This window comes from Streptomyces ardesiacus, from assembly GCF_003112575.1.
Classification (GTDB): Bacteria; Actinomycetota; Actinomycetes; order Streptomycetales; family Streptomycetaceae; genus Streptomyces; species Streptomyces ardesiacus.
In genome coordinates this window covers 66284-91587 of the sequence record NZ_BEWC01000008.1, presented here as the reverse complement: position 1 = coordinate 91587, position 25304 = coordinate 66284, and the positions used below count along the sequence as shown (strand labels likewise).

The 25304-nt window shown below is 73.9% G+C and carries 22 protein-coding genes; 11 read left to right on the top strand and 11 right to left on the bottom strand.

From position 1 onward, the window contains the following. Nucleotides 1-126: 126 nt before the first annotated feature. From Sdi02f_RS25495 to Sdi02f_RS25470, 6 genes are all read left to right on the top strand, one after another. Nucleotides 127-786 carry a hypothetical protein gene (locus Sdi02f_RS25495; RefSeq protein ID WP_030401875.1) on the top strand — a complete coding sequence of 220 codons (660 nt, stop codon included), beginning with the start codon at nucleotides 127-129 and terminating at the stop codon, nucleotides 784-786. A 50-nt stretch (nucleotides 787-836) separates the two neighbouring features. Then, complete coding sequence (locus tag Sdi02f_RS25490; protein WP_108934088.1) at nucleotides 837-2594, top strand: NAD(P)/FAD-dependent oxidoreductase; 1758 nt, start codon at nucleotides 837-839, stop codon at nucleotides 2592-2594. Nucleotides 2595-2744: 150 nt separating this feature from the next. Next, nucleotides 2745-3269, top strand: coding sequence for an RNA polymerase sigma factor (locus Sdi02f_RS25485; protein WP_267716251.1), 525 nt, complete (start codon nucleotides 2745-2747; stop codon nucleotides 3267-3269). A gap of 53 nt (nucleotides 3270-3322) precedes the next feature. Next, nucleotides 3323-3964, top strand: coding sequence for a hypothetical protein (locus Sdi02f_RS25480; protein WP_108934087.1), 642 nt, complete (start codon nucleotides 3323-3325; stop codon nucleotides 3962-3964). Nucleotides 3965-4053: 89 nt separating this feature from the next. After that, on the top strand, nucleotides 4054-5607 hold the full coding sequence (locus Sdi02f_RS25475) for an ABC1 kinase family protein (RefSeq protein ID WP_031081907.1): 1554 nt from the start codon (nucleotides 4054-4056) through the stop codon (nucleotides 5605-5607). 181 nt (nucleotides 5608-5788) lie between these two features. After that, nucleotides 5789-6703: an SAM-dependent methyltransferase gene (locus Sdi02f_RS25470; protein ID WP_108934086.1), complete on the top strand. Its 915-nt coding sequence runs from the start codon at nucleotides 5789-5791 to the stop codon at nucleotides 6701-6703. 63 nt (nucleotides 6704-6766) lie between these two features. Here the strand turns inward: Sdi02f_RS25470 and Sdi02f_RS25465 are convergent, their stop codons facing one another. From Sdi02f_RS25465 to Sdi02f_RS25425, 9 genes are all read right to left on the bottom strand, one after another. Continuing rightward, a complete protein-coding gene (locus Sdi02f_RS25465) occupies nucleotides 6767-8011 on the bottom strand; it encodes a wax ester/triacylglycerol synthase domain-containing protein (protein WP_031081911.1) in 1245 nt (414 codons plus the stop codon). A 56-nt stretch (nucleotides 8012-8067) separates the two neighbouring features. Beyond that, entirely contained in the window at nucleotides 8068-9390 is a 1323-nt protein-coding gene (locus Sdi02f_RS25460; protein WP_030401882.1) for an NAD(P)/FAD-dependent oxidoreductase, read from the bottom strand. Beyond that, complete coding sequence (locus tag Sdi02f_RS25455; RefSeq protein ID WP_108934085.1) at nucleotides 9387-9968, bottom strand: flavin reductase family protein; 582 nt, start codon at nucleotides 9966-9968, stop codon at nucleotides 9387-9389. Before Sdi02f_RS25455 ends, Sdi02f_RS25460 begins: the two co-directional genes overlap by 4 nt. Beyond that, entirely contained in the window at nucleotides 9940-10407 is a 468-nt protein-coding gene (locus tag Sdi02f_RS25450; protein ID WP_030401884.1) for an aromatase/cyclase, read from the bottom strand. Before Sdi02f_RS25450 ends, Sdi02f_RS25455 begins: the two co-directional genes overlap by 29 nt. 43 nt (nucleotides 10408-10450) lie before the next feature. Beyond that, complete coding sequence (locus tag Sdi02f_RS25445; RefSeq protein WP_245962238.1) at nucleotides 10451-11914, bottom strand: aspartate aminotransferase family protein; 1464 nt, start codon at nucleotides 11912-11914, stop codon at nucleotides 10451-10453. Next, on the bottom strand, nucleotides 11914-13041 hold the full coding sequence (locus Sdi02f_RS25440) for an SDR family oxidoreductase (RefSeq protein ID WP_030401886.1): 1128 nt from the start codon (nucleotides 13039-13041) through the stop codon (nucleotides 11914-11916). Before Sdi02f_RS25440 ends, Sdi02f_RS25445 begins: the two co-directional genes overlap by 1 nt. 249 nt (nucleotides 13042-13290) lie before the next feature. Beyond that, nucleotides 13291-14424, bottom strand: coding sequence for an acyl-CoA dehydrogenase family protein (locus tag Sdi02f_RS25435; protein ID WP_030401887.1), 1134 nt, complete (start codon nucleotides 14422-14424; stop codon nucleotides 13291-13293). Between the two features lie 87 nt (nucleotides 14425-14511). Next, nucleotides 14512-15474, bottom strand: a complete 963-nt coding sequence (locus Sdi02f_RS25430; RefSeq protein WP_108934084.1) for a bifunctional lysylphosphatidylglycerol flippase/synthetase MprF — start codon at nucleotides 15472-15474, stop codon at nucleotides 14512-14514. Beyond that, a complete protein-coding gene (locus Sdi02f_RS25425) occupies nucleotides 15458-15982 on the bottom strand; it encodes a hypothetical protein (protein WP_108934083.1) in 525 nt (174 codons plus the stop codon). Before Sdi02f_RS25425 ends, Sdi02f_RS25430 begins: the two co-directional genes overlap by 17 nt. Nucleotides 15983-16131: 149 nt before the next feature. On the opposite strand from Sdi02f_RS25425, the gene pdxR reads away from it, so the two are divergent. The 3 genes from pdxR (at nucleotide 16132) to Sdi02f_RS25410 (ending at nucleotide 20813) form a co-directional block, all read left to right on the top strand. Continuing rightward, nucleotides 16132-17535, top strand: a complete 1404-nt coding sequence (gene pdxR / locus Sdi02f_RS25420) for a MocR-like pyridoxine biosynthesis transcription factor PdxR (RefSeq protein WP_174843396.1) — start codon at nucleotides 16132-16134, stop codon at nucleotides 17533-17535. Nucleotides 17536-17691: 156 nt separating this feature from the next. After that, the gene (locus Sdi02f_RS25415) at nucleotides 17692-19278 is read left to right on the top strand and encodes an alkaline phosphatase D family protein (protein WP_108934081.1); all 1587 of its coding nucleotides are present in this window, start codon (nucleotides 17692-17694) and stop codon (nucleotides 19276-19278) included. A 221-nt stretch (nucleotides 19279-19499) separates the two neighbouring features. Then, a complete protein-coding gene (locus Sdi02f_RS25410) occupies nucleotides 19500-20813 on the top strand; it encodes a GNAT family N-acetyltransferase (RefSeq protein WP_108934080.1) in 1314 nt (437 codons plus the stop codon). Between the two features lie 24 nt (nucleotides 20814-20837). On the opposite strand, the gene Sdi02f_RS25405 is transcribed toward Sdi02f_RS25410, so the two are convergent. Then, on the bottom strand, nucleotides 20838-22061 hold the full coding sequence (locus Sdi02f_RS25405; RefSeq protein ID WP_030401893.1) for a trans-sulfuration enzyme family protein: 1224 nt from the start codon (nucleotides 22059-22061) through the stop codon (nucleotides 20838-20840). 59 nt (nucleotides 22062-22120) lie between these two features. On the opposite strand from Sdi02f_RS25405, the gene Sdi02f_RS25400 reads away from it, so the two are divergent. Further along, complete coding sequence (locus tag Sdi02f_RS25400) at nucleotides 22121-22633, top strand: Lrp/AsnC family transcriptional regulator (protein WP_030401894.1); 513 nt, start codon at nucleotides 22121-22123, stop codon at nucleotides 22631-22633. 78 nt (nucleotides 22634-22711) lie between these two features. Continuing rightward, a complete protein-coding gene (locus Sdi02f_RS25395; RefSeq protein WP_030401895.1) occupies nucleotides 22712-24400 on the top strand; it encodes a DUF885 domain-containing protein in 1689 nt (562 codons plus the stop codon). A gap of 25 nt (nucleotides 24401-24425) precedes the next feature. Here Sdi02f_RS25395 and Sdi02f_RS25390 read toward each other — a convergent pair whose 3' ends face one another. Beyond that, nucleotides 24426-25271 (bottom strand): SDR family oxidoreductase, encoded by an 846-nt coding sequence (locus tag Sdi02f_RS25390; protein WP_108934079.1) that lies wholly within the window; start codon nucleotides 25269-25271, stop codon nucleotides 24426-24428. Between the last annotated feature and the right edge of the window lie 33 nt (nucleotides 25272-25304).

Genomic DNA, 25304 nt, shown 5'->3' with positions numbered 1-25304 from the left:
GCCGTTCCTGCGTCAACGCGCGGGCACCGACGGGATGTTGTGAAACGGGGGTCGGGGTACGGCCCGAGCGTAAAGACAGGTGAGACGGACACTGCCAATGGGGTCACAGGGCAAGGGGGTTGGGTCATGGCCGCAGGTCCCGATGGTCCGGAGGTTCCGGATCCCGGTGCGGACGGGGCGGGTTCGCGCTTCGTCCCGCCGGAGCGGCTGCCCGCGGCATGGCAGCCGCTGCTCGGCCGGCCGGCCCTGGCCGAACTGCTCGGGCATCCGCTCGCGCTCGCCGCGCTGACGGAGATGCGCCGGCTGCTGCCACCGCGCGTCGCCGTGCACTCCCTGCGGTCCTTCCTGCTGGCCGACGCCTGCGCGCGCAGCCACGGGACCGCCTACGACCGGGTGGGCCTGCTGGCCGCCGCGGCCTTCCACGACACCGGACTGGTGGGGCGCTCGCCGCTCGGCCGGGGCGGATTCCCGGGCCGCTCCGCCCAGTTGCTCGACGCGTTCCTGGTCGGGCACGAGGTGGGCCCGGGGCGGCGCGCCGCTCTGACGCGTGCGGTGCGCGAGCACATGCGGCCGTTTCCCGCACGCGACGCCGGACCCGAGGCGCGGCTGCTGCACTTCGGTGCGTGGCTGGACGTCACCGGGCGCGGCGAGCGCCACATCCCGGGCGACCGGGAGCGGTTGGCCGACCTGGCGCCCACTCCCTGGTTCGCCGTGTCCTTCTCCGCCCGGGTGGTGGCCTGCGGGCTGCGCCGGGTGCTGCCGGGTTCCCCCGTCGCCCCCAGGTGACCGGCCGGTCCGGCAACTCCTCCTTCCCGCCTGCGAAAGGAACCGTCACCATGCAAGAAGACCAGCGCGCTTTCGATGTCGCCATCGTCGGAGGCGGCATCGGCGGGACCATGCTGGGGACCGTCCTCGCCCGCCACGGCGTGCGGGTGCTGCTGCTGGAGGGCAGCGGCCATCCCCGATTCGCCATCGGAGAGTCCACCGTTCCCGAGACCACCTTCGGCCTGCGGGTCCTGGCCCGCCGCTACGACGTGCCGGAACTCGAACACCTGGCGACCAACGCGGCGCTGCGCCGCCACGTGTCGTCGAACTGCGGGGTCAAGCGCAACTTCAGCTTCGTCTACCACCGGGACGACGAGCCGACCCGGCCCGAGGAGTGCACGCAGTACCCCACCTGGGGCCCGCCGCTCGGTCCCGACTCGCACTACTTCCGGCAGGACGTGGACGCGTACATGTTCCACGTCGCCGTGTCCTACGGCGTCACCGCGTACACCCACACCATGGTCGACGACGTGAAGTTCGAGGAGGACGGCGCGACCCTCGTCACCCGGGACCGCGGCAGCTTCCGGGCGTCGTACGTGGTCGACGCCGGCGGGATGCGGGCCATGCTCCCCGAGCGGCTCGGGCTGCGGCAGGAACCGCCGTACCGGACCCGCTCGCGGACCATCTTCACGCACATGGTGGACGTGCGTCCCTTCGACGCGGTGTCGCCGCCGCGCGAACAGCACGGCATGCCGAGCCCGTTCAGCCAGGGCACGCTCCACCACATCTTCCAGGGCGGCTGGCTGTGGGTCATCCCGTTCGACAACCAGACGACCAGCACGAGCGAGTTGTGCAGCGTCGGCCTCAACCTCGATCTCGACCGCTATCCGCGTCCGGACGACGTGTCCGCCGAGGAGGAGTTCTGGGAGCACGTGCACCGGTTCCCCAGCGTGGCGCGGCAGTTCGAGCGGGCGCGGGCCGTCCGGCCGTACGTGTCCACCGACCGCACCCAGTTCGCCTCGCAGAAGGTGGTCGGCGACCGGTGGTGCCTGCTGCCGCACGCCAGTGACTTCATCGACCCGCTCTTCTCCAGCGGCCTCGCCGTCACCGTGATGGCGCTCAACGCCCTGGGCCACCGGCTCATCGACGCCGTGCGCCAGGACGACTTCGACACCGCCCGGTTCGCGTACCTGGACCACTGGACCAAGCGCATGTTCCGGTTCTACGACGACCTGGTGTCCTGCAGCTACATCGCGTTCGACGACTTCGACCTGTGGAACGCGTGGAACCGGGTGTGGACCCTCACCACGCTCTACGGCACGAACGCGCAGAACCAGGCCGCCGTGACGTACGAGAAGACGCACGACCCGGCCTGCTTCGACGCCCTGGAGATGCCGCCGTACCGAGGTCTGCAGGGCATGGACAACCCCTGGGTGGAGCGGATGTTCGACCAGTCCCGCGACGCCGTTCTCGCCTACCGCGCGGGCGAGTTGACGAAGGAGCAGACGATCGCGCGCATCTACGAGGTGCTGGGCGAGAGCGGTCTCGTCCCGGCGGTCTGGGGGACCCTGGACCCCGACAACCGCTGCCCGTCCGGCGTGTTCACCCTCTGGCCGCTGATGAAGATCCTGCTGTGGGGCAAGTACCGCTCCCCGCAGCACGTGCGGGGCTCCTACTTCACCGGCGGTGCGCGGATGGTGGGCAAGGAGGCCGTCCAGGCGTACACCGGCGAACTGCGCACCGGCAGCTCACTGGTCCATCAGACCGTGCGGGACATGTGGCTCAACTGGAACCGCGACTGGGCACGCCGGCCCGCTCCTCGGAAATGAGCGCGAAAAAACATTTCCGCCCCCTCGCGGAAGCGCTCATTCCGGTTTGCCGCTCGAGAGGCTCGGGTAGGAAAACCACATGGCCGACAAATAGAAAGTCGGCCGCGGTTCTCCCTGCCCAATCCGAGAGACAACGGGCTGCAATCCACCATGGTGCGACATTCCACCTGCCAATCGCCCGCTGAATGCTCCTGGGAAGACATCTTCCAGCATCAGGACCGCCTCATGCGATTGGTTCGACGACGACTGCCGAGTTTCCAGGACGCCGAGGACTGCGTTCAGGAAACCATGGCCCGCGCAGCCGCTCACGCCGCGTTGGACCGGAACCGGCTCGGTTCCTTTCTGACGTCCGTGGCGCTCCGCCTCTGCATCGACTTCTACCGTGACATGGAACGTCGCAGCAGACTTCTGCAGCGCGCGGCGTTCGCGGACACCTTCGGCACGACCGAGGACGACGTCTGCGACCAGGACTTCGGCCGTTGGCTGCTGAGCCAGGTGCAACACCTGCGGGGACGGGAACAGGAGGTCATACTCGCCCGCGCAAAGGGAATTTCCACTGCGGAATTCGCTCGCCAGCACAACATTTCCGTCAAGGCGGCCGAAGCCGCTTTCACCAGGGGACGCGCCCGACTGAAGAACGTGTGCGCAAAATCCTTGGAAGGCTGCTCGGGATAAAAGTCGGCAGCCATGCCTATCCCATCGCAGAGAAACGGAAAGGGAACCCACTCATGGGCAACAGCAAGAACATCCAGGACATCTTCAAGGACCTGGTCGGGGATATGACCGACAGTTGGAAGGAAGCCTTCGACGACCTCCTGAACCGGGACGACTCGGATACGTCGAGCGGCTCCCGCAGCGCCGTCAACACGCTGGCCGGCCTGCCCCCGAACACCCTCGGCGCCCTGGCCGGAGCCGTCAACCCGGCGACCGCGCTCGCGGGTGCCGCCAACCCGCTGGCCGCCCTCGGGGGACTCGGGGGCGCCGGCAACCCGCTCGCCGCACTCGGCCCGGCCGCCAACCCGCTGGCCGCACTGGGCGGTGCCGGCAATCCACTGGCCGCACTCGGCGGAGCCGCCAACCCGCTGGCCGCGGCCGGCGGCGCGGCCGGGGCGCTCGGCGGCCTCGGTCAACTGGCCGGAGGTCTCGGCCACGCGGCGAGCGGAGCCGGTGACCTGATGGCGCTGCCGACCCAGCTCACCCAGCTGCTCCAGGTGCTGCCCAAGCTCCTGGACGCGCTCCAGGGCCTGCAGAACCTGACCAACATGCCGGCCCAGGCCGGACAGCAGGGCATGGCCGCCCTGCAGGGTCTGATGGGGCAGCAGCAGGGCGGCGACCGGCCCCGCGGCGGCCAGTCCTCGACCTCGAGCTGACCGGTCGCGGCACCGTCCCGCCGGCCGGCCCCCGCGGTACGCCGGCCGACCCCGCGTACGCGCACCACACCTGAGGAGGATCACACACGATGGCGTCTGTCGTCGGCGATCGGCTGCGTCTCGTGGTCAAGGTCCTGGGCAGCCTCGTGGCCGACGAGGTGGGGCTGCCCGCCCGGCTGCGGGGGCGTACGAAGCGGGACACGCGGTCCCCGGCGGAGGACGCCGATGCCTCCGCCGGGTCCGACCAGCGCCGTGCCAAGGCGGTGCGGCACGCGCTGGAGAGCCTCGGCCCGTTCTACGTGAAGCTCGGTCAGATCCTGTCCACCCGCCCCGACATGGTCCCGGAGTCCATCCGGGACGAACTCCAGAACCTGCACGACGAGGTCGACGTCCAGCCGTTCTCGGAGTTCGAACCGGTGCTGGCCCGGGACCTGGGGCCGGACTGGAAGCTGCGCTTCGACGACGTCGAGACCTCCGCCCCACTCGGGGCGGCGTCCCTCGCCCAGGTCTACCGGGTGACCCTGCCCGGCGGACGCGCCGCCGTGGTGAAGATCCAGCGGCCCGGTATCCGCGAGGGCGTGCTCGCGGACATGGCCCTGATGCGCCGGGCGTCGCGGATCGTCGCCCGGGTCGCTCCACGGTTCAACGAGGTCATCGACATCGAGGCGATGCTCGGCTCGGTCTTCGACGCCATGGAACCGGAGCTGGACTTCACCGGTGAGGCCCGCAACATGGACGAGGCCCGCGACCACGTCCGGCCCTTCCGGTCCCTGGAGGTGCCCCGGGTCCTGCACGCCAGTCCCCGCGTGCTCGTCCAGTCGCTCGCGGACGGGAAGTCGGTGCGGCACGTCGACCGCGCCCACTTCACGGACGGGGAACGCGTGGAGATCGGCAAGGACCTGCTGCGCTTCATGTACCACGGGTACTTCGTCCACCGCTTCTTCCACGCCGACCCGCACGCGGGCAACGTCTTCGCCGTCCCCGGGGGCCCGGCGACGCTGATCGACTGGGGCATGGTCGGCCGGCTGGACCGGCGCACCAGCCTGCAACTGCTGCCGCTGTTCATGACGTTGGCGCAGAACGACGGCGCGGGACTGGCCCAGCACTGGGCGGAGATGGGCCGGCTGACGCCGTGGGCCAACATGCCGGCGTTCGCGGCCGACATGGCGGCCTTCGTGCCGAAGGTCTCCCATCTCGCCCTGGAGGACATGAACTTCGGCGTCTCGCTCACCACCGTGCTGGCCAAGGCGACCAAGCGGGGCATCGGTTCGCCGCCGGCGGTGTCGCTGCTCGGCAAGTCGTTCGCCAACCTGGACGGCTCGGTGCGCTGCCTGGCCCCCGAGATCACCCTGCCGGAGGTGTTCCAGGGGGAGGTGCCGAAGATCCTGTTCGCCCTGGGCCGCGAGTTCCTCGGCCGCAACCAGTTCGCCCGGAACTCCATGGAGCTGCTGCTGGCCGCCGTCACCAGTCCCGACCAGGTCCGGGGCGTCCTGTCCGACGTGGCCAACCGCCAGTTCGCACTGAACATCCACGAGCCGCGCACCCCCGCCGCGATGGGCGGCCAGCGGCCCGTCCGGCCCTCCAAGGGGATGCTCGCGCTGGGTGCCGCGGCCTTCCTGCTGGGCCGCCGCCGCTCCCGGTGACCCGCCCTCCCGCGCTCGGTCGTCCCGCTCGGTCGTCCCACTCCGTCGTCGCGCCCGGCCGTCGCGCCCGGTGTCGCGCCTCACCCTTCCGTCACGCCCCCGATCCCCCGGCTCCCCGCTCCCCCGGCTCCCCCGCTCCCCACCGTTTTCCGTCACGCTCCGCCCGTTTCCAGGAGGTCCCATGCCGGAATCCACCCGACCGCCGTCGCCCACCGGACCGCCGTCGCCCGCCGGACCGCGGCCGCCGTCCGTGCCTGCCGCCCGAGCCCCGGAGGGCCTCGCCCACGCGGCGCTCTGGACGGCGGCCGCGCACGCCGCGGAGGCCCTGCGCCCCGCGCCGTACGTCCTCGACCCGTGGGCCGCCGACTTCCTGCACACGGCCGGGTTCGAGGGGGGCCCGCCCGGCGACGGACCGATGCAGCGGCTGCTGCCCGACTGGCAGGTGGTGCGTTCCCGCTTCTTCGACGACTACCTCCTCACCGCGGCCCGTGCGGGCTGCCGGCAGGTCGTCGTCCTCGGGGCCGGCCTGGACACCCGCGCCTTCCGGCTCGACTGGCCCACCGGTGTGCACCTCTTCGAGGTCGAGGTGCCCTCCGTCCTGGCCTTCAAGGACCGCGTGCTGGACGGCAGCCCGGTCACCTGCGGACGCCGTACCACCGTCGGGGCCGGCATCACCGGCTCCTGGGGCGAGGAACTGGTCGCGGCGGGCTTCGATCCCGGCCGGCCCACCGCCTGGCTCTGCGAGGCCCCGCTGTACTTCCTCCGCCCCGACCAGGTGGCGGACGTCGTCGCCACGATGACCGGACTGTCCGCCGACGGCAGCACCTTCGGCGCCGAGTGCGTGAACGCCCGGACGGTGGAATCGCCCCTCGTGGCCCCCTTCCTGAACGCCCTCGCGACGATCGGGGCGGCCTGGAACTGGCAGCTCGCCGAGCCCGAGCAGTGGTGGGCGGAGCACGGCTGGGACGCCCGGGTCGCCGATCTGCTCACGCTGCCGTACGCGAGGGAACGGCTGGCCCCGTACCTGCCGCTGGTCGGCGAGGCCGCCGCCAAGTGCGCCTTCCTCACGACCGGCACGCTGCGCCGCACCGGCTGACCCCCGGGCGACGGAACGAAGCCCCGGGCGGGTGCCCGGGGCTTCGTTCCGTGCGGCGCGGCGTCACCCGCGTTCCAGTTCCAGGAGCGCCGCGAGCCACAGGTCGGGGAGTTCGTCGGCGGTGCGGAGCGCCTCGTCGTGCACCACGGTCAGGCAGGCGGTGTCGTGCTGGCTGGTCAGCGTGACCACGCTGCGGATGCCGGACGCGACGCTCGTGTAGACGGCCGCACGCCGGGCCGTGAGCCCCTGGTGGACCAGCGCCGGACCGAAGTCCACGCTGCTCACCGGTCCCGCGACGCGCCTGCCGTGGACCAGGCGGACGCCGATCCTGGCGCCGGCCGACCGCGGAGTGGCCGCCAGCAGCACACGCATGGAATCGCGCCGCCGCGCGGCCCGCAGCCCGTTCATCGCCTCCTTGACCCGGGCCAGCGCCCGCTGCGGCGACTCCTCGTCGCAGGGCAGCAGGATCCGGGCGGTGATCATGCGGTTGCCGGGTGCCTGCTCCTCGCCGGGGGCACGGACGGACATCGGGATCGCCACGGGCAGCGGCGGGTGGACCGCGCCCGTCTCCTTCAGGTGCCAGGTGCGGACGGCGTGGGACAGGGCGGCGAGGTAGACGTCGGTCACGGTGGCTCCGTGGGCGCGGCCGAGGGCGCGGAGCCGGGCGAGCGGGGTGTCGGCGTGGCACACGTCGACGCGTCCGGTGCACACGCCGTCGAAGGCCGGTTTGGCCGTCGACGCGCCGAAGGCGCCCGCCACGTCCCCCAGTGTGGCCGCGATGCCCGCCGCGGTGGGCAGGCGGCGCGGCCGGGGGGCCGGTCCGCCCGTGGGGTCGTCGCCGAGCAGGGCGCGGGCGGTGTAGGCGGCGCCCACCCCGTCCTGGAAGGCGTGGTCGGTGCGGTAGCAGAGGGTGTGGCGGCCCGCCGGGCCGTGCACCAGCCACACCTCCCAGGGCGGCCGGCCGTCGGCGCCCACGGGGCGGGAGAGCATCAGCCGTCCGGTCGCCGAACCGTCGGTGTCCTCGGGCAGCCACGCCTCGTGCACGTGCCGGTCCACCGCGATCCGGTCCACCCGCCGGAACCTGCGGCTCTCCCGGGCGATGCGGTAGTGCAACGCCGGGATGCCGTGGGCGCGTTCGGCGACCCGCGCCCGTACGGAGTCCAGGGTCGGCGGTCCTCCGTCGAAGGCGAACGCGAACACGACGGGGAGCGGCCCGCCCCGCGCGGCCAGGTGAAAGGCGACGTCGACGGTGCCCATGGTCACCGACGGCGGCAGCCGGCCGTCCTTGCCGAGGCCGAGTCGCAGCATGAGAACCTCCGGGTCGATCTCAGGAACTGGAACGGGATACCAACGCGCGGCAGCCGTCAGCAGACACGCCGCACGGCCCATCCGTGTGCGTCCACACCGGCGCGGAGCAGGGGGCGCACGGGGCCGTACAGGGGCAGACGGGGGGCGCGCGAGCGGTGCCAGGGCAGCGGTTCGCCGGGGTCCGGCTCGCCGAGCAGGGCCCCCGCCACGTACGCGCCGTGCGCCACGGAGAGGGCGAGGCCGTGGCCGCCGCAGCCGCCGATGTACCAGACGTCGGAGTACCCCGGCACCGGCCCGACCACCGGCAGGTCGTCGCCGGTCATGGCGATCCGGCCGGACCAGCGGTGGGTGACCCTCGTCCGGGCCAGGTCGGGGTGCAGGCCGCGCAGCCAGTGCTCCAGCCGGGCCCAGGCGCGCTCGCGCCGGGCCTGGAGGCGGGGCGCGGCGAGTCCGGCCGGGACCGAGGCGGTGCCGCCGCCGGCGACCAGACCCCCGTCCGGAAGCAGGCGGAAGTACGGCGCGAGCGGCACGGCGTCGACCACGGCGGGTCCGGCGCGTCCGCCCAGCAGCTCGTACGCGGCGGGACTCAGCGGCGCGGTGGCGACGGCGTACACCTCCAGCGGGAGGACCGTGCCGACCGGCAGTTCCAGGGCCTGGGCCGCGGAGTTGACGGCCAGCACCGCCTGCCCGGCGTACAGACGGCCGTGCGGGAGGACCAGTTCGGGGCCGACCAGGTCGCCGGGGCGCAGCGCCAGCAGCGGACTGCGGCCGTAGAACCGCACGCCCTTGTCGGCGCAGGCGCGGGCCAGCGCACAGGTCAGGGCGGCCGGGTCGAGGGTGGCGGCCGGGCGGTGCAGGAGCGCGGCCCGGTAGGAGACCCCGACGCGTTCGCGGATGCCGGCCGGGGTCAGGACGGGGACGTCCAGGCCCAGTTCGCGGCAGGCCCGGGCCTGGCGCGCGAGAGCCGCCAGGCCCGCGGGCGAGCGGGTGGCCATGAGCTGCTCACCGGGCCGCAGCCCGCAGGGTACGGCGAGCCGCGAGCACAGGTCCAGCACGTCCCGTACCGCCTGCCGGCTGGCCCGGTGCATCCGGCCTGCCGTCGCGGCGCCGAAGCGGCGCACCGCGCGGTCGAGGGCGGGTCCGGCGCGGGGACCCAGCAGGCCGGTGCCCCGGCCGCTGGCCCCGGCGGCCGGGTGCTGGGCGTCGACCACCGCGATGTCGAGCCCGGGGGCGCGTTCGGCGAGGTGGTAGGCGCAGGACAGCCCGGCCAGACCGGCCCCGACGACCACCACGTCCGCGGTGACCACGCCGTGCAGTTGGGGCTGGGGCGGGAGTTCCGCCCGCTCCCAGCACGGCGTTCCGGCCGGCTGCCCGGTCATCCGGCGGCGCCCGGCACCGGTTCGGTCAGCGTGCCGAACCTGCGGTCGTGCCACAGCAGCGGACGGCCCGGCCCCACGTGCACGGCGGCCACGCGGCCGACGACGAGGTGGTGGTCGCCGTAGCGGCGGACGTCCTCGGTGAGGCACACCGACCAGGCGAGCGCCCCGGCCAGCACGGGAACGCCCAGCACCTGCCGGGTGTCCGTCCCCGCGAACCGCTCGGCGGCGGACGTCGTGGGCGACGCGAACCGTCCGGCCAGCTCCTCCTGCTCCTCGCGCAGCAGGTGCACGGCGAAGGTCCGGCGGGACCGGACGGCGGCGAGGGTGCGGGAGCCGTCCCGCAGACAGGCCAGCAGCAGCGGCGGCCGGGCGGAGAGCGAGGTGACGGCGGAGACGGTCATGCCGAGCGGGCCGTCCTCGCCCCGGGCGGTCACGACGGTGACCCCGGCCGCCAGCTTGGCGTACAGGCCCAGGCAGCGGGCGGCGCCCGGCCCGGGTTCCTCGTGCAGTGGCTCTTCGTGCGGCGGTCGGGCGGTCGTCGCCGACCGGTCAGCCACGAGCCGCAGCCGCGTGTTCATCGATCACCTCCGCGTCCGCCAGGCCCCGCAGCACGCGGGCGATGTTGGTGCGCACCGTGGACTCCGCCACCGGGTCGAGGATCTCGGCCAGGGAGGGGATGCCCAGGTCGAAGGCGGCGGTGAAGACGACGAGGGTGCCCTCGCCCCGCGGCTCGCACCGCCACTCGCCCTCGAAGGTCTGGAAGTCGCCGCTGAGCTGCTCGAAGGCGAGGGAGTGGGTCTCGGGCGAGTAGGTGTCGCGCTCCCGCCAGCGCATCAGGCCGCCCCGGAACTCGACGGTCCAGTCGGAGACGGTGGAGCCGTCGGGCAGCGGCGGTTCGACGCGCACCTCGCGGAAGACGTCGCTGTACTCGGGGTAGCGGCCGAAGTCGCTGATGCGGCGGTAGACGTCGGCGGGTGCCAGGCCCTCGGCGAGGGCGTGCAGGACCACGTGGCGCATGGGGCGTTCGGTTCCTTTCCGGAGGGACGTGAGGGGCGGCCGGTCAGCCGGACATGCGGCCGGCCGTGCTGTGCAGGGCCTCGGCCAGGGTGGTGAGGAACAGGTCCAGCTCCTCGTCGTCGACGACGGCCGGCGGGGTCAGCCGCAGCACCCGGGTGGAGTTGAGGGAGTGGTTGACGAGGACGCCGCGGGCGATCAGCTCCAGCAGCAGTTCCCCGACCGCCTGTTCCTCGGCGAACTCGATGCCGATCAGCAGCCCCTGACCGCGCACCTCGCGGACCAGGCCGCCCCGGTACGGCGCGCACACCTCCCGTACCGCCGCGCGCAGGCGCAGGCCGAGTGCCGCGGCCCGGGCCACGGTGTTCTCCGCCTCCATCGCCCGTACGGTGGCCAGCGCGGCGGCGCAGGCGATCGGCGAGGCGCCGAAGGTGGAGGTGTGCAGGTAGGGGTCGCGGCTGAACGGCCCGTATGCCTCCGCGGTGGCGGCCATGGCGGCGATGGGTACGACGCCGCCGCTGAGTCCCTTGCCGGCCAGCAGGACGTCCGGGCGCACCCCTTCGGCGTCGACGCCCCACCAGGTGCCCAGGCGCCCCATGCCGGTCTGGATCTCGTCGACGACCAGCAGGGCGCCGTAGGTGCTGCACAGGGCGCGGACCTGGCGGAGGTAGCCGGGGCGGGGGATGCGGACGCCGCCTTCGCCCTGGACGGGTTCGACGATGACGCAGGCGCGGTCGCGTCGCGGGGCCAGCGCCTGTTCGAGGTCGGCCGGGTCGTCGTAGTCGACCTGGGTGACGTCGGGGAGCAGCGGCTGGAAGGGCGTCTGGTAGGTGGCGTTGGCGGTGACGCTCAGCGCGCCGAGCGTCTTGCCGTGGAAGCCCCGCCGGGTGGTGATCACCGAGGTGCGTCCGTGGGCGCGGGCCAGCTTCAGGGCGGCCTCGGTGGCCTCGGCGCCGGAGTTGACGAAGTGGACGTAGTCGACGCCGGGCGGGGTGTGGGCGGCGAGCGCCTGGGCGGCGCGGGCGGCCACGGGTTCGAGGAAGACGCGGCTGGCCAGCGGGTGGGTGTCGATCTGCCGGTGCACGGCCTCGACGACGGCCGGGTGGCGGTGGCCGAGGATGAAGACGCCGTAGCCGCCGAAGTCCAGGAAGCGGCGGCCGTCGTCGGCGTGGATCCAGGCGCCCTCGGAGCGGACCTCGGCCATGCCGCCCATGACCCGGCCCATGACGGCGCGGCCGGAGCCGATGTGCTTGAGGTAGAGGTCGACGACGTCGACGTCGACGGGGGCCGTGGGTCCGGCGCTCTCGGCTGCTCCGCAGGACTCGGTGGCTCCGGACCCCTCGGCTGCTCCGGACGGCTCGGCTGCTCCGGAGGGCTGGCCCGCTCCGGACGGCTCGGCTGCTCCGGACGGCTGGCCCGCTCCGGACGGCTCGGCTGCTCCGGACGGCTGGCCCGCTCCGGACGGCTCGGCTGCTTCGGCGGCTTCGGTCGGCGGGGGCGACACGGTCATCACGCCACCTCCTTGCCGGCCGCCGCGGACGCGGGCTCACGGTGCCGTGCGGGCAGGTCGGACCGCTCCGCCGCCCAGCTCTCCAGGTTGCGCACGAGCGCGGCCTGGATGTCGGCGTGGGTGACGCGGGTGCCGCAGTGGGGAGAGCCCAGGGAGGTGTCGAACGGCAGCTCGCGCTGGAAGACCAGGAGCAGTTCGGCGTAGTGCCGGAACCGCTGCCGTACCGAGGCGGGCAGTGAGGTGCCCTCCAGCATGGGCAGCAGCAGCCGGTGGACGGCCTCGACGGGGATGAGCCGGGGCCTCAGTGGCCGGGGCAGGCCGTGGCGGACGGCGAACTCCGCGCAGGTGTCGGCGATTTCGCTCAGGGCGGGGGCCTGACTGCCCGCGGTGAGCCAGTACTCGCCGCTGCCGACGCCGCCGCGGATCAGGGCGCCGACGGCCCGGGTGACGTAGTCCTGCGGGATCATGTCGACACGGGCCTCGGGGGCGCCGGGGAGCACCGGCACCTGCCCGAGGACCATCGCGCCGATGGTCTTGGTCAGGCCCTGCTGTCCGGCGATGCGCCCGGTGGCGGAGTGGCCCATGACGACGGAGGGCCGCACGACGGCGCCGGGCAGCCCCGCCTCGCGCGTCAGCTGTTCGGCCCGGCTCTTGGAGTCGAGGTAGGCGGCGGCGCCCGGGAAGCGCTCCCGGTCCTCCTCGCTCGGGGTGTTGGCGACGAACGCGGTGCTGACCAGGTAGAACGGGGCGTCGGCGCGGGCGGCGAGGTCGAGCATCGTCTCCGCGCCGACGGTGTTGGTCCGCACGATCTCCTCGGGCGGGGTGCGCCAGTTGGTCTGGGCAGCGGAGTGCAGCACCACGTCGACGCGCAGGGCCAGTTCGTACCAGGCGGCGGCGCCGAGGCCGAGGCGCGGGGCGAGCAGGTCGCCCTCGATCTCGCGGACCCGCGGATCGTGCAGGGGCCTGGTGCGGCGCAGGCAGAGCAGGTCGTAGTCGGGTGCCAGTTCATCGATCAGGGCGCGCCCGAGCACTCCGGAACCACCGGTCAGCAGCAGGGTGGGACGTTCGCGCCGGACGGCGCGGGGCGGTACGGGCAGGACGGTGGGGCATGGGGCGTTGCGTGGCATGGTGGGCTCCCCTCGACGGGTTTCGGCTGCCGTGGAACGTGGGGACGGTGGGAGTCGGCCGGCACGGGCTGGGTGGGACGGGAACGGAACGGGAACGGGACGGGAATCGGTCGCATGACCGAACGGACCGGGCTCGGGTGGAACGGCGGCGGCCGCGGGGTCCGCGACGGCTCGCGGCGCCGGCTCGCCGCCGGGCGGGGCGGCGCGGCCGGAGCGCGAGGTCCGGACCGGCCGCGGTGCCCGGCACGGTCAGGCGATGGCGAGCGGGCCGTCGGCCAGGTACGCCGACAGCGGGCCCGTCATGCGGGAGCGCGAGGGCGGGTGCAGGGACAGCCCGTTGGCGCAGGCGGCCAGGTGGCCCACCTCGTCGGAGGTCATGAAGTTCAGCCCGCCGAGCAGTTCGACCGCGCGGGGGACGATGCGGGCGAGGGCGTCCTGGACGCCGTAGCGCACGCACAGCGACTGGGCGAGGGCCGACTCGTCCAGTTCCCCGGCGTCCACCCGGCGGGCGACGCTCTCGGCCGTGGCCATGGCGGTCTCGGTCTCGACGAAGAGACGCACCCGCTCGTGCTCGGGGATCCGCTCGTTCAGCAGCACGCGCTCCACCAGGGCGGAGGCGGCACCGAGGTAGCTGCCGGTCATCAGCACCTGGAACCAGACCAGGCCGGCGGTCTGGAGCTCGTCGAGGCGGTCGCCGGAGGCGGTCGCGGTGCGCAGGACCAGTTCCGGCGGGACGAGGACGTCGGTGAGCGTGACCTGTTCGCTCTCGGCACCCGCGAGGAAGGTGCTGGACCAGAAACCGCTGACGCTCAGGCCCTCGCTGTCGGCGGGCACGAGGGCGACGGCGAGTTCGTCGCCCTGCCCGTCCTCGCGCGGGACGACCACGCCCGCGGTGAGCACGTCCATCGAGTGCGCCAGGCTGCACGGCCGCTTGACGCCGTTGATCCGGATGCCGTCGGCGGTCACGACGGCGCTCATCGACGGGTCCAGGATGCCCGCGCCGGGGCGGCCCTCGGCGAAGCCGGAGGCGATGACGCGGTTGCTCGACGCCACGCCCTCGATCAGCATCCACTCAAGGCCGTCGCCGAGGCCGCCGAGACCGACCAGGGTGGCCATGGAGAAGTGGTGCATGGTGGTGGCCACGGCCAGGGACGGCGAGCGGCTGCCGATGGCACGCTGCACCCGCAGCGCGTCCAGCGCGGTGGCGCCGCGTCCCTGGTGGGACTCGGGCACCAGGAGGCCGGGGCCGCCGCTGTCCCGGAAGAGGCGGATGCCCGGGCTGCCGGGCCGTTCCAGTTCCATGAGGGGGATCTCGCGCAGGGCGGGGTCCAGGTCGGGCAGCAGCTTGGCCAGGGTGGTGCGTTCACGTTCGAGGAATCTCATGGGCGCGCGGTCCTCCTGGATGGATGGGGGGCATGGCTGCGGTGCGGACGGGCCGTCCCGGGGCGGTCCGGTCGGGTGCGGCGGTGCTCACACGGCGTTGGTGGCGCGCAGCAGTTGCCAGACGGCGCCGGGGCGGGGCCGGCCGCGGAAGGCGATGTACTCCGGGAGCACGGCGTGCGGGGCCCACTTCTGCTTGTACTCGAGCTGGGAGGCCGCGGGGTAGACCGCGTCCCCGTGCTCGGCCAGCAGGCGGGTGAACCGGCTGAACATGCTGCTGGCGCCCGGCAGTTCGTGGCTGGGGTCGAGGCCGGTGAAGGGGGTGAACCCGAAGTGCAGCCAGCCCGCTCCGTCGGCGGTGAGCCGTTCCATGACGGTGGCGTTGAGCGCCTCCATCACGCCGGGCGGCGCGTCCGGGTGGCGGCGGCTGAGGTCGTGCAGCATGCCGGGCCGGCTGCCGTAGACGGGCGAGTAGTTGACGTAGCCGACCACCTCGCCGCCGATCCGGCCGACGAACAGGCGCCGGTGCCGCTGCAGGCTGCCGGTCCGCTGGCCGACCAGGAACCGCAGCTCCTTGACGTGCCGCCCCTTGTCCCGCAGCCAGCGCTGGTCGATGCGGTCGAGTTCGGCGCAGTCGTCGCCCTCCCGTACCTCGTCGATCTCCAGGCCGGCCCGCCGGGCGCGCGAGATCTTGTTCCGCAGGCGCACGAACCGCGAGCCGCGCAGCGTGAAGCGGCTCAGGTCGACGGCGTACGAGGCGCCGATCTGGTTGACCGTGAACCCGTGCGCCGCGTACAGCTCGGCGTCCGCGCGTTGCAACTGGACGGCGACCAGGCGGCGTCCGGTGTGGGCGGCGAAGGCCTCCAGCAGCGGCGCGCGGTGCTCGGGGGCCGTGAAGGGGCCGCCGAATTGCAGGACGTAGCGGCCGGAGGTGCGGTAGGCGCAGGCCCCGTCGAACCGGTCGTCCTGGAAGTAGGAGTTCCCGCTGTTGAGGGCGAGAAAGGAACTGGGGTTGTCGCTGTGCGCGGCGAGCGTGTCAAGCACGGACGGCATCGGTACCCTCCACGGAATGCGCCGCCGAACCGCTCTTGCCCGGCGCATGGAAACCCCGGGCGTCCCGCTCCGGTTCGTATTCCTGCTCGAACGAACGGAACGCCGGACTTGTTTCCGGTTCGAAGGCGACACCGAAGGGTTTCAGGGAGTTCCCGAAGAGTGCCCGGTCGCCCATGAGGTGGATCGGAAGGGCCAGCAGCGCCCATTCCGGCCGGACGAACAGTGCCCACGCCCCGGCCAGGACACCGGCGGTGACCAGGCTGTGCATCGTGTTGTAGGCCACGTAGTAGCCACGCGGAACCGGGCGGCCCCGGCGGCGGCGGAAGGCGATCGCGCCGGGAATGTATCCGACGGCGTCGATCACGGTGAACAACAGCACGAAAACGCCCCAGCGGATTTCCGTACGGTGCTGGACCGCGAGCACGAGTGATACGGCGAGAAAGCCCAGCCATTCGAGTCGGGAGAGAGCGAAGGTGACCTTCGTCTCGAAACGGTTCTTGGCGTCCACGGGCGCTCCTGAATTGCGCGTACGATTCCGGGGCCCGACATCAGCCTGCCCCCTCGCTGTGGTCTGTCACTCCGGTTTACGCGTCAGCGCGTCCAACCCCTCGTAAAATGGGGGCGATTGGGATGTGTGAACCTCGGGGGGCCGTTTTCATGACGTCAGCGTGGGAGTTGCTGCTGCCCGCCGCATCGGCACCGGCACGGGCGCGTGGGCGCGCGCTGCGGGAGGCACTGCGGGACGCGGTCCGCTCGGGCCGGCTCGCGGCGGGCACCCGCCTGCCGTCGAGCCGGGACCTGGCGGCCGACCTCGGCGTGTCGCGGGGGCTGGTCACGGAGGCGTACGAACAGTTGACGGCCGAGGGGTACCTGCGCAGCGGGCGGGGCGCGGGCACCTGGGTGGGTGACGCGGTCCGGGCCGCACGTCCGCGCGCGCGGGACCTCGCCCCGCGCTCCTCGGGCGTCCACGCGGACTTCGTGCCGGGGACACCCGACCTGTCCCTCTTCCCCCGCTCGGCGTGGGCCGCGGCGCAGCGGAGCGTGCTGGCGGACCTGCCGCACGAGGGGCTGGGCTATCCCGACCCGCGGGGGCTGCCCCGGCTGCGTACGGCCCTGGCCGAGCTGCTCGCGCGGCGCCGGGGCGTGGTGGCGGACCCCGAGCGGATCGTGGTGGTCTCCGGGGTGGCGCAGGCGACCGCGCTGCTGGCCGGCGTGCTCCACGCGCGCGGGACGCGCACCGCGGGCGTCGAGGACCCGGGCAGCCCCCAGCACAGCGCGCTGTACGCCTCGGCGGGCATCGGCACCGTGCCGCTGCCCCTGGACCGGGAGGGGCTCGCCCTGGCTCCGCTGCACGCCTCGGGGGTGCGCGTGGCGGTGACGACACCGGCCCACCAGTTCCCCACCGGGATCGCCTACTCGGCGCGGCGCCGTGCCGAACTGCTCGCCTGGGCACGGTCCGTGGACGGGCTCGTCCTGGAGGACGACTACGACGGCGACTTCCGGTACGACCGCGCTCCCGTCGGCGCGCTCCAGGGGCTCGATCCCGAACGCGTCGCCTATACGGGCTCGGTCAGCAAGTCCCTCGCCCCGGGGCTGCGGCTGGGCTGGCTGCTGGTGCCGGACTGGCTGGCGGACGACGTCGTCGAGCGCAAGCGCACCACCGACCTGGGACACCCGGCCCTGGACCAGGCGCTCTTCGCCCGCTTCGTCGAGCGCGGCGACTACGACCGGCAGCTCCGGGTCTGCCAGCGCGCCTACCGCGAGCGCCGCGACGCCCTGGTCTCGGCGCTGGCCGGGCACTTCCCCGGCGCGCGGGTCACCGGCATCGCCGCCGGCCTGCACGCCATCGCCACGCTTCCCGAACGGTACGGGCCCGAGGAGCGCTTCGTGACGCGGGTGACGCAGGCGGGCGTGGCGGTGCGCCCCCTGGCGGCGTACGGGCACGAGGGGACGGTGGCCGGGCCGGCGGCGGGCGGGGAGGTGCGGCTGGTACTGGGCTACGCGCACCTGACGCCAGGACGGATCCGGGCGGGTGTAGCGAGGATGGCGGCGGCCGGGTGAGCGGCCCCGCGCCGGGCGCGCGAACGGCGGGGTGTCCGGGTGGTGGGGGGCCTGGTCTGTTCACCCGCCGTTTCCGTGGACGCCGCACCGTGCCAGTAGGTCTGGCTGCGCACCCGGCCGGAGCACCGGCCGGACCCCGTTCCTGGAGGCGCGTCCATGTCCCACCGTCCGTTGCCCGGCCGTCGCAGCGTGCTGCGCGGTTCGCTCGCCGCGTCGGCGGCCCTGACCCTGCCCACCGCCCTGGGTGCGGCGCCCGCGTTCGCCCGTTCGGGGCGGCCGGGGGCGGGCTGGGGCGTGCAGACGGGAGACGTGACCTCCCACTCCGGTCTGGTGTGGGTGCGGTCCGACCGGCCGGCCCGGATGATCGTCGAGACGTCCGCGACCGAGTCGTTCCGCCGGCCGCACCGGTGGCACGGTCCGCTGCTCGGCCGCGGCACCGACTTCACCGGCACCACGCGGCTGCGCGGCCTGCCGCCGGGCGAGCAGATCCACTACCGCGTGCTCCTGGCCGACCCCGACGACCCGCGCCGTACCGGGGAGCCGGTCACCGGCACCTTCCGCACCGCGCCGGTGCGCCGGCGCGACGGCGTGCGCTTCGTGTGGTCCGGCGACCTCGCGGGCCAGGGCTGGGGCATCAACCCCGACCTCGGCGGCTACCGCATCTACGACGCCATGGGCGCCCTGGACCCCGACTTCTTCCTGTGCAGCGGCGACAACATCTACGCCGACGGCCCCATCCCGGAGACGGCCGCGCTGCCCGACGGCGGCACCTGGCGGAACATCACGACCGAGGAGAAGTCCAAGGTCGCCGAGACCCTCGCCGAGTTCCGGGGCAACTTCCGTTACAACCTGCTCGACGAGAACCTGCGCCGCTTCAACGCCCGGGTCCCGTCCGTCGTCCAGTGGGACGACCACGAGGTCCGCAACAACTGGTACCCGGGCCAGGTGATCGCGGAGACGGACGACCGGTACACCGAGAAGAGCGTGGACGTCCTGGCCGCCCGGGCCCGGCGCGCGTTCAGCGAGTACGTCCCGGTCTCCACGCTGCGTCCCGGCGCGCGCGAGGGACGGGTGCACCGGGTGCTGCGCCAGGGCCCGCTGCTCGACGTGTTCGTGCTGGACATGCGGACCTACCGCAACGCCAACTCCCCCGGCGGCCAGCGCGTGGACCCGCAGGGCATCCTGGGCCGCGAGCAGTTGGAGTGGCTCAAGCGGGAGCTGGCCCGTTCGCGTGCGGTGTGGAAGGTGATCGCGGCGGACATGCCCATCGGTCTGGTCGTGCCGGACGCCACCGAGGGCGAGCCGAACATCGAGGCCGTGGCGCAGGGCGATCCCGGTGCGCCGCTGGGGCGCGAACTGCAGATCGCGGAGCTGCTGCGCTTCGTCAAGCACCGGCGGATCACGGGCACGGTGTGGCTGACGGCCGACGTGCACCACACCTCGGCCCAGCACTACCAGCCCTCGCGGGCCGCGTTCAACGACTTCGAGCCGTTCTGGGAGTTCGTGTCCGGGCCGCTCAACGCGGGCGCCTTCCCTGCCAGCGAGCTGGACGCCACCTTCGGCCCGGAACGGGTCTTCGTGAAGGCGCCGACCGCCTCGAACGTGTCGCCCGCGGGCGGTTACCAGTTCTTCGGCGAGGTCGACATCGACGGCGACAGCGCCGACATGACGGTGCGGCTGCGCGAGCAGGACGGCACGGTGCTGTTCACGAAGGTGCTGCGGCCGGGCCGGGTCGGCCAGTAGTCCCGTAGCCTGTCGGCATGCCGCGCGCCGGCGTCATCCCCCGGTGCGCGGCGCGGGACCGGGGCCCCGGCAGCGCTCCGGCGGCGTGTCGGCTCGCGCCCACTCCCCCCGGCCCGGGCCGACTCCTCCCGAATGCCCCGGTATCGCTCTTTACCCATCGGTCACAGTGCGTTCGCGATCACGCAACACCGCTCGCGCACAGTGGGTGCATGAGTCGAGACATGTCTGACGTGACGGACGCCGTGGCGAGCCTCGCCGGACACGGCAACGCCGTACCCGCCATGGTGCTGGCCTCGGTGGCGGCGCTGATCGCCACGGCGGGCCTGAGGGCCCGCCGGTCACGACGCCACGGGCACGCGCCGCCGCGGGACGATACCGGCGCCCGGCCGCCGTCCGCCGTGCGGCCGGCCGGGCCCGGGCGGGCCGGACACGAGGGCGGCGACAGCGCGTTGTGGCGGCTGCGGACGACGGTCCGGGACGCACCGGGGTCGCTGGCCGTGCTGTGCGCGGCCCTCGCCGAGCGGCGCGTCGACATCCTGAGCCTGCAGACGCACCCGCTGGCCGAGGGCACCGTGGACGAGTTCCTGCTCCGCGCGCCGGGTGCGCTGAGCGGGGCCGGGCTGGCCGAGGTGGTGGCGACGGCGGGCGGTACGCGGACCTGGACCGAGCGGGCGGACGCGCACGACCTGGTGGACGCGCCGACCCGGGTGCTGGGCCTGGCCGCCCGTACGGCCCTGGACGCGGCCGAACTGCCTTTGGTGCTGCGGCAGTTGCTGGGCCGGTGCACCATCCGGTCGCTGCCCGCCGCCCCGGGGACCGAAGCCGGCGGGACCGTGCCGCCGGAGGGCGTGCTCGAGGACACCGTGCTGCGGCTGCGCGCCCCCGGGGGCGGGGTGATCAGCGTGGAACGACCCCATCTGCCCTTCACTCCGGCCGAGTTCGCGCGGGCCCGGGCACTGGTCGAGCTGGACGCCCGGCTCGGTCCGCGGATCCCGCGCGGCCGCGACGTGCTGACGCTGTCCGAGGGCAGCGACATCACCGTGCGCCGGGCCGACACCCGTGACGTCCCGGCCGCGAAGGCGATGCACGAGCGGTGCTCGGCGCGGACCCTGGGGATGCGCTACCACGGCCCGGTCAAGGACGCCGACCGGTACCTCAACCACCTGCTCGGCCCGCGCTTCGGCCGCACCCTGGCCGTGCAGACCGCCTCGGGGCGGATCGTAGGGCTCGGACACCTGCTGTGGGACGGGGACGAGACGGAGGTCGCGCTGCTCGTCGAGGACGCGTGGCAGCGCCGCGGCATCGGCGGGGAACTCCTCGCGCGGCTCGTCGCGATGGCGGCGGAGACCGGCTGCGAGAGCGTGTACGCGGTCACGCAGGCGTCCAACACCGGCATGGTCGCCGCGATGCGCGGCCTGGGCCTCCCCCTCGACTACCAGATCGAGGAGGGGACCCTGGTCGTCACGGCCCGCCTGGACCCCGCGGCCCGGTCCATGGCGCGACTGCCGCACGGGGAGCGGGCCGGCCGGGAGTGACGGGCCGCGGGCACGGCGGCGGGGTCACTCGGCCGGTGCCAGCGCCTCCCGCGGGGTGACCGCACCGGTCTGCCGCTCCCCCAGCGCCCGGTCCAGGTCGGCCCACAGGTCGTCGACGTCCTCCAGGCCGACCGACAGCCGCAGCAGCCGGTCGCCGACCCCGGCGCCCCGCCGGTCGTCCGCGTCCACGATGCGGTGGCTGATGGACGCCGGGTGCTGGATGAGGGTGTCGACGCTGCCGAGGCTGACGGCCGGGGTGATCAGCCGGACGCCGCCGACGACCTCGTGCGGGTCGCCGTGGACCTCGAAGGAGACCATCGCGCCGCCGATGCGCGGATAGTGGACGCGGGCCACCCGCGGATCGGCGGCCAGCCGTGCGGCCAGTTCGGCCGCGTTGGCGGACGCCGCCCGGACCCGCACGGGCAGGGTGGACAGCCCGCGCAGGAGCAGGTAGCCGGCCAGCGGGTGCAGCACCCCGCCCGTGGCGAAGCGGATCTGCCGCAGCCTCCCCGCGAACTCCTCGTCGCAGGCGACCACTCCGGCCAGCACGTCCCCGTGCCCGCCGAGGTACTTGGTGGCGCTGTGCAGCACCAGCCGGGCACCGTGTTCGGCGGGTCGCTGGAGCACGGGCGTGGCGAAGGTGTTGTCCACGAGCAGCGGCACCGACCCGCAGGCATGGGCCACGGCCCGCAGGTCGACCTCGGCCAGTGTCGGGTTGGCCGGCGACTCCACCAGGACCAGGCCGGTGTCCGGGCGCAGCGCGTCCGCGACGCCCGCCGGGTCGGTCCACGTGACCTCGGACCCGAGCAGCCCGGCGGTGAGCAGGTGGTCGCTGCAGCCGTACAGCGGCCGTACGGCCACGACGTGCCGCAGCCCCATCGAGCCGCGGACCAGCAGGACCGCGCTCAGCGCCGCCATGCCGCTGGCGAAGGCGACGGCGGCCCCGGTCCCCTCCAGCCGGGCCAGCGCCGTCTCGAAGCGGGCGACGGTCGGGTTGCCCAGGCGGCCGTAGACCGGCGGCCCGTCCGGCTCGGCGCCGGTGGCGGCGAACGCGTCGATGCGGGCGGCCTCGCCGCGGCTGTCGTACGACGGGTAGGTCGTGGACAGGTCGATGGGCGGGGCGTGCAGTCCCTGGGCGGCGAGGTCGTCGCGCCCGGCGTGCACGGCCTCGGTGGCCAGTGCCCTGCCCGTGGGTGCGGTGGTGCGTACGTCGTCGGGTGGTGACGTGTGCGTGCGCGCTGAGTCCATGGCGGAAGGGTGAACACCGGCCGGGCCGAAGGGGCTGAACCCCGTGCTACGTTCGGGCCATGGCCGATTCCGTCGTACTGGATCCGGTGGACCTCCACCTGCTGCGGCTGCTGCAGAACGACGCCCGGACCACCTACCGCGATCTCGCCGGCCGGGTCGGCGTCGCCCCGTCGACGTGTCTGGACCGGGTGGCCCGGCTGCGGCGGGCCGGGGTGATCCTCGGGCACCGCCTCGAACTGGACCCGGCGAAGCTGGGGCGCGGTCTCCAGGCCCTGCTCTCGGTGCAGGTGCGCCCGCACCGGCGGGAGCTGGTCGGTCCGTTCGTGGACCGGATCCGGGCGCTGCCCGAATCGCGCACCGTCTTCCACCTCACCGGCCCGGACGACTACCTCGTGCATGTCGCGGTCGCGGACATGACGGACCTGCAGCGGCTGGTCCTGGACGAGTTCACGTCCCGGCGGGAGGTGGCCCGCGTCGAGACCCGGCTGATCTTCCAGCAGTGGGAGTGCGGCCCGCTGCTGCCGCCGGCCGCGCCCGCACCGGCCCCGGCGGCGCCCACGGACACGCCCTGAGCGAAATCCGGCCGCCCGCGCCGCCGGGGCGGGCCCGACGGGCTGACGCGGCACCGGTATCCGTATGAGGATGACCGCATGTCAGAGACGAACAGCCCGCTGCCCCGCGAGGTCGCCGACGCCTACGTCGACGAGCTCATCGCCCTCGACCCCGTCACCGGTACCTATCTCGGCGTCGCGGAGAGTTCCAGCCGTCTGCCCGACTTCTCGCCCGCCGGGCAGGAGGCCCTCGCGGAGCTGGCCCGCACCACCCTCGCCCGGCTGGCCGAGGCGGAGCGCCGGCCCGGCGGGGACAGCGACGTGGAGCGGCGCTGCGCCCGGCTGCTGCGCGAACGCCTGACGGCCGAACTGGCGGTGCACGAGGCCGACGAGGGCCTGCGCTCGGTCGGCAACATGGGCACCGCCGCCCACTCGGTGCGCGAGGTGTTCACCCTCACCCCGACGCAGACCGACGAGGACTGGGCCCGGATCGCCGAGCGGCTGCGCGCGGTTCCGGCGGCGTTCGCGGGGTACCGCGAGTCCCTGTCGCTGGGTCTGGAGCGCGAGCTGTACGCGGCGCCGCGGCCGACCGCCACCTTCGTCGAGCAGCTCGGCGAGTGGGCGGACACCGGTGAGGGGCGCGGCTGGTTCGAGGACTTCGCCGCCGACGGTCCCGAGGCGCTGCGCGCGGAGCTGGACGAGGCGGCGCGGGGTGCGACCGCGGCCGTGGTCGAGCTGCGGGACTGGATGCGCGACGTGTACGCGCCCGCGATCGAGGGTGCCCCGGACACGGTGGGCCGCGAGCGCTACGCCCGCTGGTCGCGCTACTACAACGGCACCGACCTGGACCTGGACGAGGCGTACGCGTACGGCTGGGCCGAGTACCACCGCCTGCTGGCCGAGATGAAGACGGAGGCGGAGAAGATCCTGCCGGGTGCGCGGACCCCGTGGGTGGCGCTGGCGCACCTGGACGAGCACGGCAGGCACATCGAGGGCGTGGACGAGGTCCGCGACTGGCTGCAGGGCCTGATGGACCAGGCGATCGAGCAGTTGGACGGCACCCACTTCGAACTCGCCGAGCGGGTACGGCGGGTGGAGTCGCGCATCGCGCCGCCCGGCAGCGCGGCGGCGCCGTACTACACGTCCCCGTCGGAGGACTTCTCCCGTCCCGGCCGCACTTGGCTGCCGACGATGGGCCAGACCCGTTTCCCCGTGTACGACCTGGTGTCCACCTGGTACCACGAGGGCGTCCCGGGCCACCACCTGCAGCTCGCCCAGTGGACGCACGTGGCCGACGACCTCTCCCGCTACCAGGCGTCCGTGGGCATGGTCAGCGCCAACGCCGAGGGCTGGGCGCTGTACGCGGAGCGGCTGATGGACGAGCTGGGCTTCCTCACGGACGCCGAGCAGCGCCTGGGCTACCTGGACGCGCAGATGATGCGGGCGGCCCGGGTCATCGTGGACATCGGCATGCACCTGGAACTGGAGATCCCCGCGGACTCGCCGTTCCACCCGGGTGAGCGCTGGACGCCGAAGCTGGCGCAGGAGTTCTTCGGCGCGCACAGCAGCCGTCCGGCGGACTTCGTGGAGAGCGAGCTGACCCGGTACCTGACGATCCCGGGCCAGGCGATCGGCTACAAGCTCGGCGAGCGGGCGTGGCTCCTCGGCCGGGAGAAGGCCCGCGAGCGGCACGGCGACTCCTTCGACCTGAAGGCGTGGCACATGGCGGCCCTCTCCCAGGGCTCGCTGGGCCTGGACGACCTGGTGGACGAACTGTCGCGGCTGTGACGCCCGTTCCCCCCGGCCCCTCCGGTCACCGCCGGAATCCGCCCTCCGAGTCGATCACCTGACCCGTGACCCACTCCGCCTCGTCCGTGGCCAGCCACGCGATGAGGCGGGCGGGGTCGTCGGGCACGCCCCACCGCCCGGCGGGGAAGCGCGCGGCGACGGCGTCGTGGTCCTCCCCGGTCAGGTAACCGGTGTCCACGGGACCGGGGTTGACCGCGTTCACGGTGACCGCGTGCTCGGCGAGGGCCGTCGACAGGGAACGCGTGACGGAGGCGAGCGCGCCCTTCTGCAACGCGTAGGCGATCTCGCCGGGCATGCCGCCCGCGATGTCCTGTCCGGAGGTCATCATCACGACGCGTCCGCCGGGCGTGCGCGGCGGCAGTGCGGCGCGGCGGCGGGCGTAGGCCTGGATCAGCAGCAGGACCGAGCGGGTGTCGGCCTGCCAGTGCGCGTCGAGCATGGCGGCGTCGACGGTGTCGAGGGTGCCGTCGGAGCCGCTGAGCGCGTGGTTGGCGACGATGATGTCCAGCCGTCCGCCGAGCGCGTCGGCGGCGGTGTCGAGGAGTTCGCGGGGTGCGTCGGGGCGGGTGAGGTCGCCGGGGCCCGCGTGCACGGCGGCGTCGGGGTCGCCGAGGGCCGCGCGCACGGAGTCGGCCACCTCCTCGGGGCGGTCCGCGCCCCAGGGCATGGCGGCGTCGTGCGGCACGTGGTGGTGCAGGTAGACGCTCGCCCCGTACGCGGCGAGCCGCCGGGCCACGGCATGGCCGATGCCGCGGCGCCGGCTGGCTCCGGTGACGAGGGCGGTCCGGCCGCGCAGGGGCAGCGGGTCACGGCGCAGGTCTTCGGGGGCGGGGTGGGGAAGTCGTGGCATGGGCACCCATGATGGGCGGATCGAGGCCCGCCG

What these genes read in the sequence shown, in the direction of transcription:
- Sdi02f_RS25435 (WP_030401887.1), bottom strand. Translation starts at nt 14,424, where the DNA reads ATGAGATTCCTCGAACGTGAACGCACCACCCTGGCCAAGCTGCTGCCC.
- Sdi02f_RS25485 (WP_267716251.1), top strand. Translation starts at nt 2,745, where the DNA reads ATGGTGCGACATTCCACCTGCCAATCGCCCGCTGAATGCTCCTGGGAA.
- Sdi02f_RS25460 (WP_030401882.1), bottom strand. Translation starts at nt 9,390, where the DNA reads ATGACCGGGCAGCCGGCCGGAACGCCGTGCTGGGAGCGGGCGGAACTC.
- Sdi02f_RS25490 (WP_108934088.1), top strand. Translation starts at nt 837, where the DNA reads ATGCAAGAAGACCAGCGCGCTTTCGATGTCGCCATCGTCGGAGGCGGC.
- Sdi02f_RS25405 (WP_030401893.1), bottom strand. Translation starts at nt 22,061, where the DNA reads ATGGACTCAGCGCGCACGCACACGTCACCACCCGACGACGTACGCACC.
- Sdi02f_RS25390 (WP_108934079.1), bottom strand. Translation starts at nt 25,271, where the DNA reads ATGCCACGACTTCCCCACCCCGCCCCCGAAGACCTGCGCCGTGACCCG.
- Sdi02f_RS25475 (WP_031081907.1), top strand. Translation starts at nt 4,054, where the DNA reads ATGGCGTCTGTCGTCGGCGATCGGCTGCGTCTCGTGGTCAAGGTCCTG.
- Sdi02f_RS25455 (WP_108934085.1), bottom strand. Translation starts at nt 9,968, where the DNA reads ATGAACACGCGGCTGCGGCTCGTGGCTGACCGGTCGGCGACGACCGCC.
- Sdi02f_RS25395 (WP_030401895.1), top strand. Translation starts at nt 22,712, where the DNA reads ATGTCAGAGACGAACAGCCCGCTGCCCCGCGAGGTCGCCGACGCCTAC.
- Sdi02f_RS25410 (WP_108934080.1), top strand. Translation starts at nt 19,500, where the DNA reads ATGTCTGACGTGACGGACGCCGTGGCGAGCCTCGCCGGACACGGCAAC.
- Sdi02f_RS25470 (WP_108934086.1), top strand. Translation starts at nt 5,789, where the DNA reads ATGCCGGAATCCACCCGACCGCCGTCGCCCACCGGACCGCCGTCGCCC.
- Sdi02f_RS25415 (WP_108934081.1), top strand. Translation starts at nt 17,692, where the DNA reads ATGTCCCACCGTCCGTTGCCCGGCCGTCGCAGCGTGCTGCGCGGTTCG.
- Sdi02f_RS25480 (WP_108934087.1), top strand. Translation starts at nt 3,323, where the DNA reads ATGGGCAACAGCAAGAACATCCAGGACATCTTCAAGGACCTGGTCGGG.
- pdxR (WP_174843396.1), top strand. Translation starts at nt 16,132, where the DNA reads ATGACGTCAGCGTGGGAGTTGCTGCTGCCCGCCGCATCGGCACCGGCA.
- Sdi02f_RS25495 (WP_030401875.1), top strand. Translation starts at nt 127, where the DNA reads ATGGCCGCAGGTCCCGATGGTCCGGAGGTTCCGGATCCCGGTGCGGAC.
- Sdi02f_RS25450 (WP_030401884.1), bottom strand. Translation starts at nt 10,407, where the DNA reads ATGCGCCACGTGGTCCTGCACGCCCTCGCCGAGGGCCTGGCACCCGCC.
- Sdi02f_RS25440 (WP_030401886.1), bottom strand. Translation starts at nt 13,041, where the DNA reads ATGCCACGCAACGCCCCATGCCCCACCGTCCTGCCCGTACCGCCCCGC.
- Sdi02f_RS25445 (WP_245962238.1), bottom strand. Translation starts at nt 11,914, where the DNA reads ATGACCGTGTCGCCCCCGCCGACCGAAGCCGCCGAAGCAGCCGAGCCG.
- Sdi02f_RS25400 (WP_030401894.1), top strand. Translation starts at nt 22,121, where the DNA reads ATGGCCGATTCCGTCGTACTGGATCCGGTGGACCTCCACCTGCTGCGG.
- Sdi02f_RS25430 (WP_108934084.1), bottom strand. Translation starts at nt 15,474, where the DNA reads ATGCCGTCCGTGCTTGACACGCTCGCCGCGCACAGCGACAACCCCAGT.
- Sdi02f_RS25465 (WP_031081911.1), bottom strand. Translation starts at nt 8,011, where the DNA reads ATGCTGCGACTCGGCCTCGGCAAGGACGGCCGGCTGCCGCCGTCGGTG.